We start from the raw sequence: 14,854 nt of genomic DNA on the forward strand, positions 1-14,854 counted from the left end.
GCGGAAAGCCGATTTCCGGCCGCGGATCGGTCATCGACGATCCTCCGGCGGCCATTCATCGGTATCGTGGTCGGGATGCTGGTAGGAGACGAGATCGGCGAGGAAGGACGCGGCGTCCTGATCGGCCATCGTGTCCTCGCCCGGCAGGCCAGGGATCGTATCGACATAGGGCAGCTTCGCCTCGATGCCCCACTGGATGCGCGGGACGATCGCGGCGGGATCGTCGAAGGCGGCAATAGTCAGCGCCACGCCATCAGGCGCCTCATAGGTCAGCGGCGTGCCGCAATCGGCGCAGAAACCGCGATGGCCGTGGTTCGACGAGCGGAAGCGTTTCGGTTCGCCGCGCGTCCAGCTGAGCGCCGCGTCGCGCACGGAGACCAGCGGCAGATAGAAATTGCCGCTCGCCTTCTGACACATGCGGCAATGACAGACCGACGCATCGCCAAGCGCGCCCTCGACGCGAAAGCGCACCGCCCCGCACTGGCAGCCGCCGGTGTGAACGGATGTGGTCACCTCTTCACCTCCCACGTCGTCACGCGTTCGCCGGTTTGCGGATCCTTGCCGTCCTTGAGCTGGATGCCCTTGGCCGCGAGGTCGTCGCGGAGTTTGTCGGCTTCGGCAAAATTCTTGGCCTTCAGCATTTCGAGACGGAGCTGGATGAGGCTTTCGACGCTGTCTTCCAGCGCCTTGGAGACCTCAGCCTTCTTCGGCAGGACCCCGAGAAGCTCGGCGCTGGCGGCGAAGACCGGCAGCATCAGCGGGTCGCTGTTGGCGCATTGGGCGAGCGCGTGCAGCGCCTGTACCGCGCCGACCGTGTTGAGATCATCGAGAAGGGGCGTGAGCACGGTGTCGTCCACCCGGCCTTCCGCCGGATCGCCGCCGGCCGGCCATTTGGCGAGCAGGCGCTCGGCCTCCTCCAGCCGCTTGACGGAGAAATCGATCGGCTCGCGATAATGGGTCATCAGCATGGCAAGCCGAAGCACCTCGCCCGGCCACTTGCGGCCGCCGAATTTTTCTTCGTGCAGCAGTTCGTAGATGGTGACGAAGTTGCCTTCCGACTTCGACATCTTACGGCCTTCGACCTGTACGAAGCCGTTGTGCATCCAGACATTGGCCATGACCTTCGTGCCATGGGCGCAGCGCGACTGGGCGATCTCGTTTTCGTGGTGGGGGAAGATCAGGTCGAGCCCGCCGCCATGGATATCGAAGACCTCGCCGAGATAGGCGGCCGACATGGCGGAGCATTCGATATGCCAGCCCGGACGGCCGCGGCCCCAGGGCGAATCCCAGCCGGGCTCCTCCGGCGAGGACAGCTTCCAGAGCACGAAATCACCCGGATTCTTCTTGTGCGTATCGACCGCCACGCGGGCGCCCGCCTGCTGCTCATCGAGATTGCGTTTGGAGAGCGCGCCGTAATCTTCCATGGAGCGCGTTTCGAACAGGACTTCGCCATTGGTTTCATAGGCATGGCCGCGTTCGATGAGACGTTGAATCAAGGTGATCATGTCCACCTTTCCATCCTCGCGCGGCGAGACGAACTCGGTGGCGCGGGGCTCATGCGTCGGCGGCATGGCGCCGAGGCGGACGATATCCTCGTGGAACTGGTTTGCCGTCTTTTCCGTCACACGGCGGATCGCCTCGTTGAGCGACAAGGTACCCTTCTCGATTTCCGGGCCGAAATCGCGCAGCGCCCGGGCGTTGATCTTGTCGTCGACGTCGGTGATGTTGCGCGCATAGGTGACATGGCTTTCGCCATAGACATGGCGCAGCAACCGGAACAGCACATCGAAGACGATGACCGGGCGCGCATTGCCGATATGCGCGAAATCGTAGACCGTCGGGCCGCAGACATACATGCGCACGTTTTGCGGATCGATGGGCGCAAGCGGCGCCTTGGTGCGCGTGAGCGTGTTGTACAGCGTCAGGACCGGCTTTTCGGCCATTAGAATCTCCCAAAATGCAGAAACCCGGCTGGCCGGGTCGTTGTCATCCAGGGATTTTGGGGGACGAAAACGGCCGAGCCAGCGCGTGCGCTAGCGAATAATGCTCCGGCGAAGGCAGAGTACCGTTTTCATGGTGTGCTTTATTGCGCCCCGCAGGCGTCCGGTCAAGCGGGTGCGGGCGCGCCGGCGCGAAAATCCTGCCCTTCCCTGTTCCCCAGGTGACTGGCCGCCAGTCAGGGCCATGCGAGAACAGGTCTTCAACGCCCGAAGAGGAGCCGCAGGATGAAGACCGACAGGACACAGATCGACCTCGCAGAACACTATAATCCTCTTGTCATGCGCGCCGTTCTGGCGGCGGTCATGCTTGCCCGAGCGCGTCCGCGAACCACCCGCTGATTGTGTGCGCCCGTCACAATTGTTGATCGAAAACAACATGCTTTCAGTAGTTTGCCGCAGAGCGATCAAATTTCGGGCAGAATTCGGCCGGAAGGCTGCGTTAGATTCATAGCTCATCGAGGGTGGCAACCGGGGGAATACACGGGGCTGCCTCGCCAACCGAACTGAGGAGAACGAGATGTCGACCGCCAAAACCCAGCCTGCTCCGCAAGGCGCCACGAAGGAAAGCCTGCAGACGCGCTACAAGCCGCTCGGCCTGCGCGCCGTGGTTGCGGCTACGCAGTGCAAGCCGGAGATCAAGAGCGCGGATACGGACAGCAAGCGCGACCTGCCCGCCGTGCTTCGGTCGCTGCACGACTGAGCGGATGCAGATCAGAACAGCGAAAGCTGATCGGATGAAGGGGGCGCGTCAGCACCCTTGTTCTTTTGCGGCGGCGGCTGGTCAATGACCTCCTCGACCGGCTCGAGGATATCAGGGCCCATATTGGCGACCTTGTTAACCTTGTCGGAGACCGGGATCGCCTCGAAGAAACCGTCGTCGATCGGCTTCATCAGATCCAGAACATCGCGCGGCTCCTGCGTCTTGCAGTCGAGCCAGCGGGAAAAGTCCTCCGGACGGATGACGACGGGCATGCGATCATGAATACGGGCGATGTCGGTGTTGGCCGCTGTGGTCAGGATGGCGCCGGTATCGACCTCCGATCCGTCCGCCGAGGACCAGGTTTCCATGAGCCCGGCAAAGGCAACGATCTCGCCCTTCTTCGGGCGGATGAAATAGGCTTGCGACTTCGCGCCCTTCTCCGGCGGCCGGCGCCATTCAAAGAACCCCGTCGCCGGCACGAGGATGCGGCGGTGGCGCATGGCGGCCTTGAAGGACGCCTTGCCGATGGCCGTCTCGGCGCGGGCATTGATAAGCAGCGGGAACTCGCGCGGGTCGTTGACCCAGCCGGGCATGAAGCCCCAGCGCACCAGCATGGCCTTGCGCTCCGGGAGGTTGCTGCCCTTCTCCTGCCGCTCGCTTGCCACCACGATGACGATCGGCTGCGTCGGCGCAATATTGTAGCGCTCCGTCAGATCGTCGATCTCGGCAAGACTGAAGAATTCGCGCGCAAGATCGGTCTTGGCCAGCAATGCAAATCGTCCACACATGGCGTCGTCATCGCACTTTGCCTATAAGGGGTCAATGAAGCGCCAGCGAACCGGATCACGATGACGACGCCCAGGATATCCAAGCCCGCCTCCTCCGCCATTCTCGAGCGCGACGGCCGCTATTTGCTCGTGCTGCGCAGCAAGCCGCCGTCGAAGGCGATGTATGCCTTTCCCGGCGGGCGCGGCGAACCGGGCGAGACGGCCGCTGAAACGGCACTGCGCGAACTGGCCGAGGAAACCGGTATTCACGGCGAAAATCCTCAACTCTTCGCCACCTATGACCTGTCCGGTCCCGAAGGCGCACCCGGCAGCCTTTCCTTCTTCCTTTCGGTCTTCAAGGTGAACGCCGATCCGCAGGCCGTTGCCGTCGCATCCGACGATGCCGCGAGCGTCGGCTGGTACACGGCCGCAGAGATCGCCACCATGCCGGCACCCGATAGCGTGCGAGACTGCATCGCACGGCTGGAGGCCGAAAGACTGGGGATCAGCGCATGATTCGGCTTCTTCTCCTGCTCAGCCTTGCGCTGGCCACACCGGCGCTTGCCCAGAAGGCGAAGGGCGACGCATCGGCCGCGACGCCTGCGACCCCCACCGTGGAGGAAAAGCCGGCCCCCTATGACGAGCGGCTGGAACGCCTTTCGGAAATCCTGGGCGCGGTGCACTATTTGCGCAATCTGTGCCTGGGACAGGCGGAGGACAACTGGCGCGCCGACATGCAACGCCTCATCGACATGGAGGCGGCGGGCGAGCCGAAGCGGCAGGAAAAGCTGACGGCGGCATTCAACCGTGGATACAGGTCCTTTGCGTCCATCTATACCGCTTGCACCGACTCGGCAGTTGTCGCAGAAGAGAGATACCGTAACGAAGGTGCAACACTTGCCACAGAAATAACCGCACGCTTCGGAAATTAGGGATTAATTAACCCCTTTTTACCTGACCCAGTGCCGTTTTGGGAAAAGGCTGCTAAGGTCGTTAACAGAGCAGTAAGAACTGAATGCCGCGCATGGACCGATTGATGGAACCTACTCTCAACGATATCGACGAGATGATCGTGCACGAGAAGATGCAGGCCGCTCTGGAATACCAGAACGAAGCCTGGGCCGACGGAATGGCAGACGGTATCGAACCGGAAATCATTGCCGATGCGGCGATCGCGCTTGCGCTTCGCGAGACGATACGCACCCAGGGCGAACGCGGCGCGGAAGCGATGCTCGACGCGCTGCGCGAGCGCATGCTCGCCGGAGAGTTCTCCCCCGAGCGTATCCTGCAATAGGCTGGAATTTTGATCATGCGCATATCGACGGACGGTAAAACGCTGCTTCGCAGCAGCCTCATCGTATTGTCGGCGCTGTTTGCAACAACGGCGCTCACCCTGCCCGCACGCCCCGCCTTCGCACTCAGCGAGCTGAAGAAGGAAGAGGGTGAGCTTCCCCAGAAGCCCGCCGAGGGCGAAAAGACAGCTCCCGTTGAGGAAGAGCAGGAAAACGCCGCTCCGGTTGAACTGCCGCAGCCCGATCCGCTGATCCGTAAGCGCGCTTCGGTGACGGAACCCACGGACGAGCCCGCCGTCACCGACGACAAGCCCGCCGAAGAGGAACCGCAGGAACCCGTCGAAGTCATCTACGACATCGAGAAGGCGCCCGAACCGGTGCGCCGCATGCGCCAGCTGATCGTCGAGGCCGCGGCTTCCGGCGATATCGAGCGCCTGCGCCCGCTGCTCGGCAAGGGCGTGACCGAAACGCAGGTCTCCATGGTCGAGAGCCAGGAGGGACCGGTCGAGACCCTCAAGGGCCAGTCCGGCGATTCCGACGGCATCGAGGTCCTCGCCATCCTGCTCGACGTGCTGGCGACGGGCTATGTCCATGTCGGCCAGGGAACGCCGGATGAAATGTATGTCTGGCCCTATTTCACCGCCAAACCGCTCGCCGGCCTCACGCCGCCGGAAAAGGTGGAGCTGCTGCGCATCGTCACCGCCGGAGACTTCGCCGACATGCAGGAATTCGGCAGCTACAACTTCTACCGCGTCGGCATTGCGCCCGACGGCCAGTGGAAGTTCTTCGTGACAGGCGACTAAGGGGCGGACGGCCTCACCTATAAAGCCGCCAGCCAGACGTGGCGCGGATCAGCCTTCGCGATGCACGCTTTCAGCCAGCGGCGGCGGTCCTTGCCAAGCATGGGAACGGTGCGGGCAAAATCGGCCTCGTCCTTCTCCCGCCGGTATTTCGCCTTGAACAGCAGAACGGCCTCCGGCGCGAGATAGGGAATGCCGTCCGCAGTGACCTGCACCATTTCGCAGCGCGAGCGCCGGATCGACGGATCGCGCTTGTAGATCCAGGTCTGCGGCGTGCCCTCCTCCAGCATCATGTCCGCCCGCCAGCCGCGACGTCCTCACACCAGACCTGCGCGATATCGGCAGGGGGCGCTTCGTCCGGCAGCAAAGGCCTCACCTGCCCGTTTCCCACAGCGTGAAAGCGCAGGCCGGTCAACGCATGGCGAAACAGGGAAAATTCTGCGCGCAATACGGTAAACTCGATGTCTTCATGCGGCCGCGTCTCAGCGCCGTGCCACAGGTCGAGCGCCCAGCCACCGACGACGCACCACGGTCGCTTGACGCCGGAAACCCTGCGCGCCAATTCCTGCGGGTGCCAGGTACACCAGGCATCGTGCGGGATTGGGGATGTTTCGCTCATGACTTCGCCTTCGATTGGGAGGCTGTCATAGCGGCTTTGCACGGCGCGGCAAGAGGCCTGACCTTGCGAAAGGCGCCCGGCCGTTCTACCTCTGTTTCGATAGGTGCATCGACGCACCGCCTGCGCCGAACGTTTCCCGGCGCGCGAGATATCTGGATTTTGCCATGCCCTCCGTCACGCTTTCCGGCCGCGCCTTTCTCCACATTTCCGGCAAGGATGCCGAGACCCTCCTGCAATCGCTGATCACCACCAATCTGCCCGAGTTGGCCGAGGGCGAGATCAGGCCCGGTGCGCTGCTGACGCCGCAGGGCAAGATCCTGTTCGATTTCCTGATCCGCCGCGATGGCGAAGGGGCCTTCCTGCTCGAGACGAGCGCCGACCAGCGCGATGCACTTCTCAAGCGGCTGACCATGTACAGGCTGCGCGCCGCCGTCGACCTTACGGCCGTGGACGGCGACAGCGTGACGCTGGCCTGGGATGAAGCTGAAGCCGGCGCACCGCGCGACGGCCGCTTCGCCAAGGCCGGCATCGCCCTCTCGCGCACACCTGGCGCGACGGGTAGCGAAGATCCCGCGCTCTACGATCTCCTGCGCATCGAGGCGGGCCTGCCGGAAGCCGGCCGCGACTATGCGCTGTCGGACGCCTTTCCGCACGACGTGCTGCTCGATCTTACCGACGGGGTTTCGTTCCGGCAGGGTTGTTATGTCGGCCAGGAGGTCGTCTCGCGCATGCATCATCGCGGCACGGCGCGCCGCCGTCCGGTCATCGTCAAGGGCGAAGTGGCGCTGCCCCATACCGGCACCGAGCTCATGGCCGGCGGCAAGCCGATCGGCACGCTCGGCAGCGTCGCCGGCACACTCGGCCTTGCCATCGTGCGCATTGACCGCGCGGGCGACGCTATCCAGTCCGGCACGCCGATCACCCTCGACGGCGCGCCCGTGACGGTGGAACTGCCGCACTGGACCGGCCTCGCCTTCCCGCAGGATGCCGCGGAGGCTCCGGCGCCATGAGCGGAACGGTGCGTGCCAAGGCCGAGCCGCGCGCCTGGCAGCGCATGCTGTCTGGCCGCCGCCTCGACCTGCTCAACCCCTCGCCGCTCGATGTCGAGCTTTCCGACATTGCCCATGGGCTTGCCCGTGTCGCGCGCTGGAACGGCCAGACCAACGGCGACCATGCCTTTTCCGTCGCGCAGCACTCGCTGATCGTCGAAACGATCTTCCGCCATCAGAACCGCTCAGGCGTGGACGAATGCCTGATGGCGCTGCTGCACGATGCGCCGGAATATGTGATCGGCGACATGATTTCACCGTTCAAGGCGGTGGTCGGCGGTGGCTACAAGACCGTGGAGAAGCGTTTGGAGGCCGCCGTGCACCTGCGTTTCGGCCTGCCGCCCGTGACGCCCGCTGCCTTGAAAACCAAGATCAAGAAGGCCGATCAGGTCGCCGCCTTCTTCGAGGCCACCGAGCTTGCCGGCTTCTCCCATGCGGAGGCCGTGAAATTCTTCGGCGCGCCGCGCGGTATCACGCTCGACATGATCGACATCGTCCCCGTTCCCGCGCTGGAAGCGCAGCGGCTGTTCTGCGCGCGGTTCGAGGCGCTGGAGCTGGAACGCGGCCTGCTGGCCGCGGCGGTGTGACGATGGGCACGATCATCGTTGCGCCACTCGGCAAGATCGCGGAACTCGCCGTGCGCCACCGTTGCCGGGAAATGCTGAGCCTGATCGCGCCGCAGCAGAATTTCCACCGACCCGCCGTCATTGCCGGGGAGCGCCACCTCATCCTCGGCGTCAACGACATCGCCTTTGCCGGCACCGGCAGGCTCGTGGCGCCGGGCGAAGAGCATGTCGACGCCATCATCGCCTTTGCGCGTGGATGGGACCGGCAGGCGCCGCTTCTGGTGCATTGCCAGATGGGCGTCTCCCGCTCGCCGGCCGCCGCCCTCATCGCAGCACTCGCGGTGGCGCCGGATCAGGACGATCACGACCTTGCGCAGCGCCTCAGGCGCGCCTCCGTTCAGGCGACGCCCAATGCACGCCTTATCGAGATCGGCGACCGGATGCTGGGCCGCAGCGGACGGCTGGTGGCCGCCGTCAAGGCGATCGGCCGCGGTGCGGACTATGTCGGCGACAGCCCCTTCTCCTTTTCCGCCATGCCGGAGCAGGTTGCGCCATGAGCGAGACGCGCGCCCGCCCGCCGGTCGAAATCGGCCTCAATGCGGCGGTGGTTGCGATCTCCGGTGGCCGGCCGTCCATTCTGGCGATTGGCGGCGAAGGGCCCGACAGCCGCGACGCGCTGCCCTTCGGCCCCTTCGATCCGCGCCAGCACCGCACTTTCGAAACGAGCCTCAGGGCAAGCGTCGAGGCGCAGACAGCACTGAAACTCGGCTATATCGAGCAGCTCTACACCTTCGGCGACCGGGGACGGCAGAAGCTACCCGACGAGGCCGGCACGCATATGGTGTCGGTCGGTTATCTCGCGCTCACGCGCACCGATGCGGAGGCGACGGAGCAGTTGGCCGAAGCCGGTGCGGCCTGGCGCGACTGGTACAGCTATCTGCCGTGGGAGGACTGGCGGCAAGGCCGTCCTGCCGTGATCGACCAGATCATCCTGCCGGCGCTGAAAAGCTGGGCGGCCGAGCCGCCGCTGGAAGAGCGCATTGGCACCATGCCCTCGCCGCGCACCCGCATGCGCCTCGCCTTCGGGCTTGACGACTTTCCGTGGGACGAAGAGCGCGTGCTGGAGCGCTACGAACTGCTCTATGAGGCCGGGCTTGCCGAGGAGGCCGTAACCGACGGGCGCGGTACATCCTGTGTCAGCGCCCCGGGCGTGGCCATGCGGCACGACCATCGCCGCATCCTTGCCACCGCCATGGCGCGCCTGCGCGGCAAGATCAAATACCGCCCCGTCATCTTCGAGCTGATGGCGCCGGAGTTCACCCTCACCGAGTTGCAGGCGAGTGTCGAGGCGATCTCCGGGCGGCACCTGCACAAGCAGAATTTCCGCCGGCTGGTGGAAGGCGCCGAACTCGTGGAAGCCACCGGCGGCTCCACATCCGCGACAGGCGGGCGGCCGGCCGCGCTCTTCCGCTTCCGCCGCCGCATTCTGGAAGAGCGACCGGCGCCGGGCCTCAAGGTGGGCATGCGCTAGGCGACCGAACCAGGGGAACCTATCGCTTTCCCTGACATTTGGCCCTTCAACATCAAAACGTGGAAGGGCTCATGGAACAGCAGGTCAACGAAGCCGTCGTCGCAACGCGTGCCGCACTCACCCAGGCGAGTGCCATGGCCGTGCAATATTCCTTTTCCATTCTCGGCGCGGTCGTGCTGCTTCTGCTCGGGTGGTTCTTGTCGCGCATTCTGCATAGCTGGGCGCTCAACGGGCTTAAACACGTGCGCGGCATCGACACCACGCTCGCGCATTTCTTCGCAAACGCGCTGCGCTACGCCGTCCTCATCCTCGTCTTTGTCACAGTGCTCGGTCAGTTCGGCGTGCAGACGGCGTCGATCATCGCCGCCCTCGGCGCCGCCGGCCTCGCCATCGGCCTGGCCCTGCAAGGCACGCTGCAGAATATCGCGGCCGGAATCATGCTTCTGGTGCTGCGGCCGTTCCGGGTGGGGGAATATATCCAGACCAAGGACGTTTCCGGCACAATCACCGAAGTCGGTCTGTTCGCCACCGAGCTGAAAACCAGCGACGGACTGTATCTCCTGGCGCCCAACTCGACTCTGTGGAACACGCCCGTCACCAATTTCAGCCGCGAGCGAATCCGCAAGCACGACCTTGAAGTGACCGTGCCGGGCGACCGGGACATCGACGACGAGATTGCGCGCCTGCTGTCGATTGCGCAGGAGGACCCGATGATCGAGAGCGTGCCCGCCCCGCAGGTCTTCGTCGACAGCGTGAGCGACAGCGCCGCGACCCTGAAACTGCGCTACTGGGTGTCTACGCCGCAATGGTTCAAGATTACCAGGGACATGAACCGCCGGGTGCGGATCGCCTTCGGCCAGAAGGTGGCCGGGCCGGAGCCGGATGCCGCCCCGGCCGCCTGATCTCCAAAGAATTTCCGGCGAACACGCGTTCGCCGGAAATGACTTCTCTGCTTCTTTTCCGAGCATCCGACGCAAAGGACCCTGCGCCGGATGGGAAACGCTTACCGGATCACCGCGCAGGCGAGCCGATCGCCCGCACCGCCGGCGGGATCGGTGCGGTTGTCATCCGAGCCTGCGTGAACGATCAGCGCACGGCCGCGAATGCCACGCTCCTTGTCGTCGAGGCGAACCAGCGTGGAATAGATCTGGGCGCGCATGACGCCATCCTGCGCAACGTACTGGTTCGGCAGGTCGCCGGCATGCGGACCGTTGGCGGCCAGGAAACCGTGTTCCTTCTCATCGGGATTGAAGTGGCCGCCGGATGCCTTGTGGCCCTCCGCATGGTCATCACAGTTGCCTGTTTCGTGAACGTGCAGCGCGACCCATTTGCGTGGCTCCAGGCCCGAGACCTCGACTTCGAACAGCACGCCGCCGCTTGCCGCCGTGAGATGCGCGCGGCCTGTCTCCTTGCCGGATTTGTCCACGAAATCCGCCTGGGCCGTGTTTCCGGCCTGCTGGGCGAGCGCTGGCGAACTCAGCGCCACGGTGCTCGCCGCGGCGGCGAGTGCAAGAATTTTCAACATGATACGTCCTTCCGGTTGGTTGGTCATGGAACCGGAACGCATCGTGCGTGAGGGTGTTCCGCCTTTTCAGCCGACGACGACGTCGAGGCCGATATCGAGCGTCGGCGCCGCCATGGTAATTTTGGACGTCGAGATATAGTCAACGCCGGTCTCGGCAATGGCGCGGATCGTCTTGAGGTTGACGTTGCCCGACGCCTCCAGCTTCACCCGGCGCGGATCAGCCGCATAGGTGGCGTCTGTCAGACCCGCGCAATCGCGGTTGATCTCGACGGCGCGGTAGAGCAGTTCCGGCCCCATATTATCGAGAAGCACCACGTCGGGCTGCGCCTCCAGCGCTTCCTCCAGTTCCTCCAGCGTCGTTACCTCGACCTCCACCTTGACGAGATGACCGGCGAAGGCGCGGGCGGCGCGGATGGCGGGCGCGACGCCGCCGGCAACGGCGATGTGGTTGTCCTTGATGAGGATGGCATCGTCCAGGCCGTAGCGATGGGAGGAGCCGCCGCCCATGCGGACGGCATATTTCTCCAGCGCCCGCAGGCCCGGAATGGTCTTGCGCGTGCAGCAGACCTTTGCCTGTGTATGCGCGATCTCCTGCGCGAAATGGCCGGTATGGGTGGCAACACCACACAGATGCATCAGAAAATTCAGCGCGACGCGCTCGGCCGACAGCACGGCGCGCGCTGGGCCGGATACCGTCGCGATCACCGTGCCGGGTTCGAGACGGTCGCCATCCTTCACAAAGGCCTCGAAGCGGATTTCGGGGTCCATCAACCGGAACGCCGCGCGCGCCAGATCGAGCCCCGCGACGATGCCTTCCTCCCGCGCATTGAGCTCCGCCGTCGCCGTCATATCCGGCGCGATCGTCGCCTGGCTCGTGATATCGCCCGCCCGGCCGAGATCCTCGACCAGCGCCGCGCGCACCTGCTCCTCGACCATCAGCGGGGAGAGAACGGGAAGATGGGGCGTGGTCATGGGCTTGTCCTGTTCAGATCATGGATGCGCGGCAGCTTACGCCGCCTTCGTTTCGGAGAGTTCGGCGACGACGCGGTCGGCTTCGGCGAGGGTCAGGAAGGTGCGGTGCTTCCAGCTTACCTTCTGCTCGGGGAAATCGGAGCGGAAGTGGCCGCCGCGGCTTTCCTCGCGCAGATAGGCGCCGGTCGCGATCAGCTTGGCTGTCGTGACGATATTGTGGAAGCGCATTCGGGTGTTTTCGCGCTCCAGCGCGGCTATGTCGCGGATCGCGGTCATCAGGCCCTCGCGGGTGCGGATGACGCCGACATGATCGCTCATCAGGCGGCGCAGACGCTTGAGCGCCGCGCTATCTTCAATGGTGACGAGATCGTCGCTCTCGCCGGCATTCTCGCCCCAGTCGTTGAGCTTGGGCTCGGGCAGCATCCCCTTGATGTTTTCGGCGATGCGAGCGGCAAAGACGACGGCTTCGAGCAGCGAGTTGGAGGCAAGGCGGTTGGCGCCGTGCACGCCCGTAGAGGTGACTTCGCCGGCTGCCCAGAGGCCATCGATCGAGGTGCGGCCCTCGGCATCCGTCAGCACGCCGCCCATATGATAGTGTACGGCCGGAACGACGGGGATGGGCCGGGTTACGGGATCGATGCCGGCGGCAATGCAGGATGCGTAGACGGTCGGGAACATTTCCGGGAAATGCGCGCCGACGGCCTTGGTGCAATCAAGGAAGGCACCGCGGCCGGCCTGGACCTCCGCGAAGACGCCGCGCGAGACGATGTCACGCGGCGCGAGTTCGCCATCCTCGTGGATATCGAGCATGAAACGATGGCCGGCGGAATTGACCAGATGGGCGCCGTCGCCGCGCAGGGCTTCGGTGGCGAGCGGCGCGGGATCACGGCCGATATTGATGGCTGTGGGGTGGAACTGGACGAATTCCGGGTCCGCGATGATGGCCCCGGCACGTGCCGCCATGCCGACGCCCTGCCCGCAGGCTTCCCACGGATTGGTGGTGACGGCGAAGAGATGGCCAACACCGCCCGAGCACAGCACCACGGCGCGGGCGGGGAAATGCACGCGCCGCTTCGACTGGCCGGCATCCGGCCGCGCGACGACGCCGGAAATGAAGCGGCCCTCGCGCACCAGCTCCTCGACCACATAGCCTTCCAGCACGCGGATCGACGGAGTGTTGCGCACGGCCGCGATGAGCGCTTCCATGATGGCCTTGCCGGCCATGTCGCCCTTGACGCGCACGATGCGGCGCTCGGAATGGGCCGCCTCGCGCGACAGCAGGAGCTTGCCCTCCAGGTCACGATCGAACGGCACACCATATTCCAGCAGATCATGGATGCGCGCGGGGCCTTCGGAGACCATGAAGCGTGCCATCTTCTCATCGACGATGCCGGCACCGGCTTCAAGCGTATCGGCAACGTGCTTGTCGAAGGTATCGCCGGGGCTCATGGCCGCCGCGATGCCGCCCTGCGCCCAGGCGGAGGAAGCGCCCTGCCCGATGGGCGCGGCCGCGAGAATCGTCACGGGCCGCGGCGCGAGCTTCAGCGCGCAGAACAGACCGGCCAGACCGCCGCCGACGATAACGATATCGTCGATACCGTTCCACGATTGCGGGCGAAAACTATCCATGGGCATGTCTTACTCCTCCAGCGCGTCGGCCCCGTCAGCTTGCCCCTTACCTGCCTGCCGGCATCCTCTCCCCGCAAGCGGGGAAAGGAGCGATGGGGTTCACCGTTCTGCCCCGTCCCCCCGCCTGCGGGGAGAAGGTCCCGGCACGGGGATGAGGGGCCGCGCGAACGTTGCGTGCGCTTCCTACTGCTTAAGGTTCACCATCCGCTCGACGGCGAGGCGGGCGCGGTCGGCGATCGCCGGGTCCACCACGACCTCCTCCGTCATGTTCACCAGGCTGTCGAGGATCTTCGGCAGCGTGATGCGCTTCATGTGCGGACAGAGATTGCACGGCTTGACGAAATCGACGCCGGGCAATTCGGCCTGGATGTTGGAAGCCATGGAGCATTCGGTGACAAGCAGGACGCGCGCGGGGCGGTTGTCCTTCACATAGTTGATCATGCCCGCCGTTGAGCCCGCGAAATCGCACACGGCGATGACATCAGGGTGGCATTCCGGATGCCCGATGATCTCGATGCCGGGATGGGCTTCCTTGTAGGACAGCAGTTCCTGCGGGGTGAAGCGCTCATGCACCTCGCAATGGCCCTTCCAGGTCAGGATCTTCTTGTTCGTCTGCTTGGCGACGTTCATCGCGAGATATTCGTCGGGGATGCAGAGAACGGTGTCGCTCTCCAGGCTTTCGATGACGGCCAGCACATTGGACGAGGTGCAGCAGATATCCGTCTCTGCCTTCACATCGGCCGAGGTGTTCACATAGGTGACGACGGGCACACCCGGATAGCGCTCCTTCAGGAGCCGCACATCCGCGCCGGTGATCGAGTCCGACAGCGAGCAGCCGGCCCTGGCATCGGGAATGAGAACGGTCTTTTCCGGGTTGAGGAGCTTGGACGTCTCGGCCATGAAGTGCACGCCGCACTGGATGATGATCTCAGCATCGACCTTGGTGGCGTCACGGGCGAGTTGCAGCGAATCGCCGACGATATCGGCAACGCAGTGGAAGATCTCGGGCGTCTGGTAGTTGTGCGCCAGGATGACCGCGCCGCGCTCGCGCTTCAGCCGGTTGATGGCGGCGACATAGGGCGCATAGACCGGCCATTCGAAGGCGGGAATGAACTGCTTGACCTTCTCGTAGAGGTGCTCCGTCTCGCGGGCGATTTCCGGCGTGAAGGTGAGGTCCGGTTTTTCAAGGACGCCGAAGCGCTCCGCTGCGGTGAGCCGACGCGGTGCATCGGCTGCCGGCGCATGCTGGGCCAGAACGGTCATGGAACCCTCCTCTTCCACCGCCCTCCGGCGGCGCCGCCATTTTGCTCGAAGTGAGCATAATGGCCTTAAAACAAAACCGGCATGGCCGGTGGTTCTGATTTAAAAACTTTTGTGACGGTTTGCAAGGAGCGGCGCCCGAAA

General features: G+C 64.5%; 19 protein-coding genes. 10 read left to right on the forward strand and 9 right to left on the reverse strand.

All coding sequences use genetic code 11. The features are described from left to right. Window positions 1–30 precede the first annotated feature (30 nt). Together MKI86_RS02830 and cysS are read right to left on the reverse strand one after the other, a co-directional pair. On the reverse strand, window positions 31–513 hold the full coding sequence (locus MKI86_RS02830) for a GFA family protein (protein ID WP_241596866.1): 483 nt from the start codon (window positions 511–513) through the stop codon (window positions 31–33). Next, window positions 510–1,943, reverse strand: coding sequence for a cysteine--tRNA ligase (cysS, locus tag MKI86_RS02835; RefSeq protein WP_241596869.1), 1,434 nt, complete (start codon window positions 1,941–1,943; stop codon window positions 510–512). Before cysS ends, MKI86_RS02830 begins: the two co-directional genes overlap by 4 nt. A 574-nt stretch (window positions 1,944–2,517) precedes the next feature. Here cysS and MKI86_RS02840 point away from each other — a divergent pair. Beyond that, the gene (locus MKI86_RS02840; protein ID WP_241596872.1) at window positions 2,518–2,700 is read left to right on the forward strand and encodes a hypothetical protein; all 183 of its coding nucleotides are present in this window, start codon (window positions 2,518–2,520) and stop codon (window positions 2,698–2,700) included. An 11-nt stretch (window positions 2,701–2,711) separates the two neighbouring features. Here the strand turns inward: MKI86_RS02840 and MKI86_RS02845 are convergent, their stop codons facing one another. Further along, entirely contained in the window at window positions 2,712–3,488 is a 777-nt protein-coding gene (locus tag MKI86_RS02845; protein WP_241596876.1) for an SOS response-associated peptidase, read from the reverse strand. 60 nt (window positions 3,489–3,548) lie between these two features. Between MKI86_RS02845 and MKI86_RS02850 the strand changes: the two genes are divergently transcribed. The 4 genes from MKI86_RS02850 (at window position 3,549) to MKI86_RS02865 (ending at window position 5,562) form a co-directional block, all read left to right on the forward strand. Beyond that, window positions 3,549–3,983: an NUDIX domain-containing protein gene (locus MKI86_RS02850; protein ID WP_241596879.1), complete on the forward strand. Its 435-nt coding sequence runs from the start codon at window positions 3,549–3,551 to the stop codon at window positions 3,981–3,983. After that, window positions 3,980–4,399 (forward strand): TIGR02301 family protein, encoded by a 420-nt coding sequence (locus MKI86_RS02855; protein ID WP_241596881.1) that lies wholly within the window; start codon window positions 3,980–3,982, stop codon window positions 4,397–4,399. The genes MKI86_RS02850 and MKI86_RS02855 overlap by 4 nt, the downstream gene beginning before the upstream one ends. Before the next feature lie 92 nt (window positions 4,400–4,491). Next, a complete protein-coding gene (locus MKI86_RS02860; protein ID WP_241596884.1) occupies window positions 4,492–4,761 on the forward strand; it encodes a hypothetical protein in 270 nt (89 codons plus the stop codon). Between the two features lie 15 nt (window positions 4,762–4,776). Further along, window positions 4,777–5,562, forward strand: a complete 786-nt coding sequence (locus MKI86_RS02865) for a hypothetical protein (protein WP_241596887.1) — start codon at window positions 4,777–4,779, stop codon at window positions 5,560–5,562. Window positions 5,563–5,579: 17 nt separating this feature from the next. On the opposite strand, the gene MKI86_RS23830 is transcribed toward MKI86_RS02865, so the two are convergent. Continuing rightward, window positions 5,580–5,852: a hypothetical protein gene (locus MKI86_RS23830; protein WP_306424435.1), complete on the reverse strand. Its 273-nt coding sequence runs from the start codon at window positions 5,850–5,852 to the stop codon at window positions 5,580–5,582. After that, complete coding sequence (locus MKI86_RS23835; protein ID WP_306424436.1) at window positions 5,849–6,178, reverse strand: nucleotidyltransferase domain-containing protein; 330 nt, start codon at window positions 6,176–6,178, stop codon at window positions 5,849–5,851. Before MKI86_RS23835 ends, MKI86_RS23830 begins: the two co-directional genes overlap by 4 nt. 164 nt (window positions 6,179–6,342) lie before the next feature. Here MKI86_RS23835 and ygfZ point away from each other — a divergent pair, with 164 nt between their 5' ends. The 5 genes from ygfZ to MKI86_RS02895 all read left to right on the forward strand — a co-directional run bounded on the left by ygfZ (window position 6,343) and on the right by MKI86_RS02895 (window position 10,226). Then, entirely contained in the window at window positions 6,343–7,188 is an 846-nt protein-coding gene (ygfZ, locus tag MKI86_RS02875) for a CAF17-like 4Fe-4S cluster assembly/insertion protein YgfZ (protein ID WP_241596896.1), read from the forward strand. Then, window positions 7,185–7,814 carry an HD domain-containing protein gene (locus MKI86_RS02880; RefSeq protein WP_241596900.1) on the forward strand — a complete coding sequence of 210 codons (630 nt, stop codon included), beginning with the start codon at window positions 7,185–7,187 and terminating at the stop codon, window positions 7,812–7,814. Before ygfZ ends, MKI86_RS02880 begins: the two co-directional genes overlap by 4 nt. 2 nt (window positions 7,815–7,816) lie before the next feature. After that, the gene (locus MKI86_RS02885; RefSeq protein ID WP_241596904.1) at window positions 7,817–8,350 is read left to right on the forward strand and encodes a tyrosine phosphatase family protein; all 534 of its coding nucleotides are present in this window, start codon (window positions 7,817–7,819) and stop codon (window positions 8,348–8,350) included. After that, a complete protein-coding gene (locus MKI86_RS02890; protein ID WP_241596907.1) occupies window positions 8,347–9,324 on the forward strand; it encodes an NUDIX hydrolase in 978 nt (325 codons plus the stop codon). The genes MKI86_RS02885 and MKI86_RS02890 overlap by 4 nt, the downstream gene beginning before the upstream one ends. A gap of 71 nt (window positions 9,325–9,395) precedes the next feature. After that, window positions 9,396–10,226, forward strand: coding sequence for a mechanosensitive ion channel family protein (locus MKI86_RS02895; protein ID WP_241596910.1), 831 nt, complete (start codon window positions 9,396–9,398; stop codon window positions 10,224–10,226). A 101-nt stretch (window positions 10,227–10,327) separates the two neighbouring features. Here MKI86_RS02895 and MKI86_RS02900 read toward each other — a convergent pair whose 3' ends face one another. From MKI86_RS02900 to nadA, 4 genes are all read right to left on the reverse strand, one after another. Continuing rightward, on the reverse strand, window positions 10,328–10,846 hold the full coding sequence (locus MKI86_RS02900; RefSeq protein WP_241597832.1) for a superoxide dismutase family protein: 519 nt from the start codon (window positions 10,844–10,846) through the stop codon (window positions 10,328–10,330). A gap of 69 nt (window positions 10,847–10,915) precedes the next feature. Then, window positions 10,916–11,821, reverse strand: a complete 906-nt coding sequence (nadC, locus tag MKI86_RS02905; RefSeq protein WP_241596913.1) for a carboxylating nicotinate-nucleotide diphosphorylase — start codon at window positions 11,819–11,821, stop codon at window positions 10,916–10,918. Between the two features lie 36 nt (window positions 11,822–11,857). Then, window positions 11,858–13,456 (reverse strand): L-aspartate oxidase, encoded by a 1,599-nt coding sequence (locus MKI86_RS02910; RefSeq protein ID WP_241596917.1) that lies wholly within the window; start codon window positions 13,454–13,456, stop codon window positions 11,858–11,860. A gap of 177 nt (window positions 13,457–13,633) precedes the next feature. Beyond that, on the reverse strand, window positions 13,634–14,713 hold the full coding sequence (gene nadA, locus MKI86_RS02915) for a quinolinate synthase NadA (RefSeq protein WP_241596920.1): 1,080 nt from the start codon (window positions 14,711–14,713) through the stop codon (window positions 13,634–13,636). Window positions 14,714–14,854: the final 141 nt, after the last annotated feature.

The organism is Shinella sedimenti, assembly GCF_022601905.1.
GTDB lineage: Bacteria > Pseudomonadota > Alphaproteobacteria > Rhizobiales > Rhizobiaceae > Shinella > Shinella sedimenti.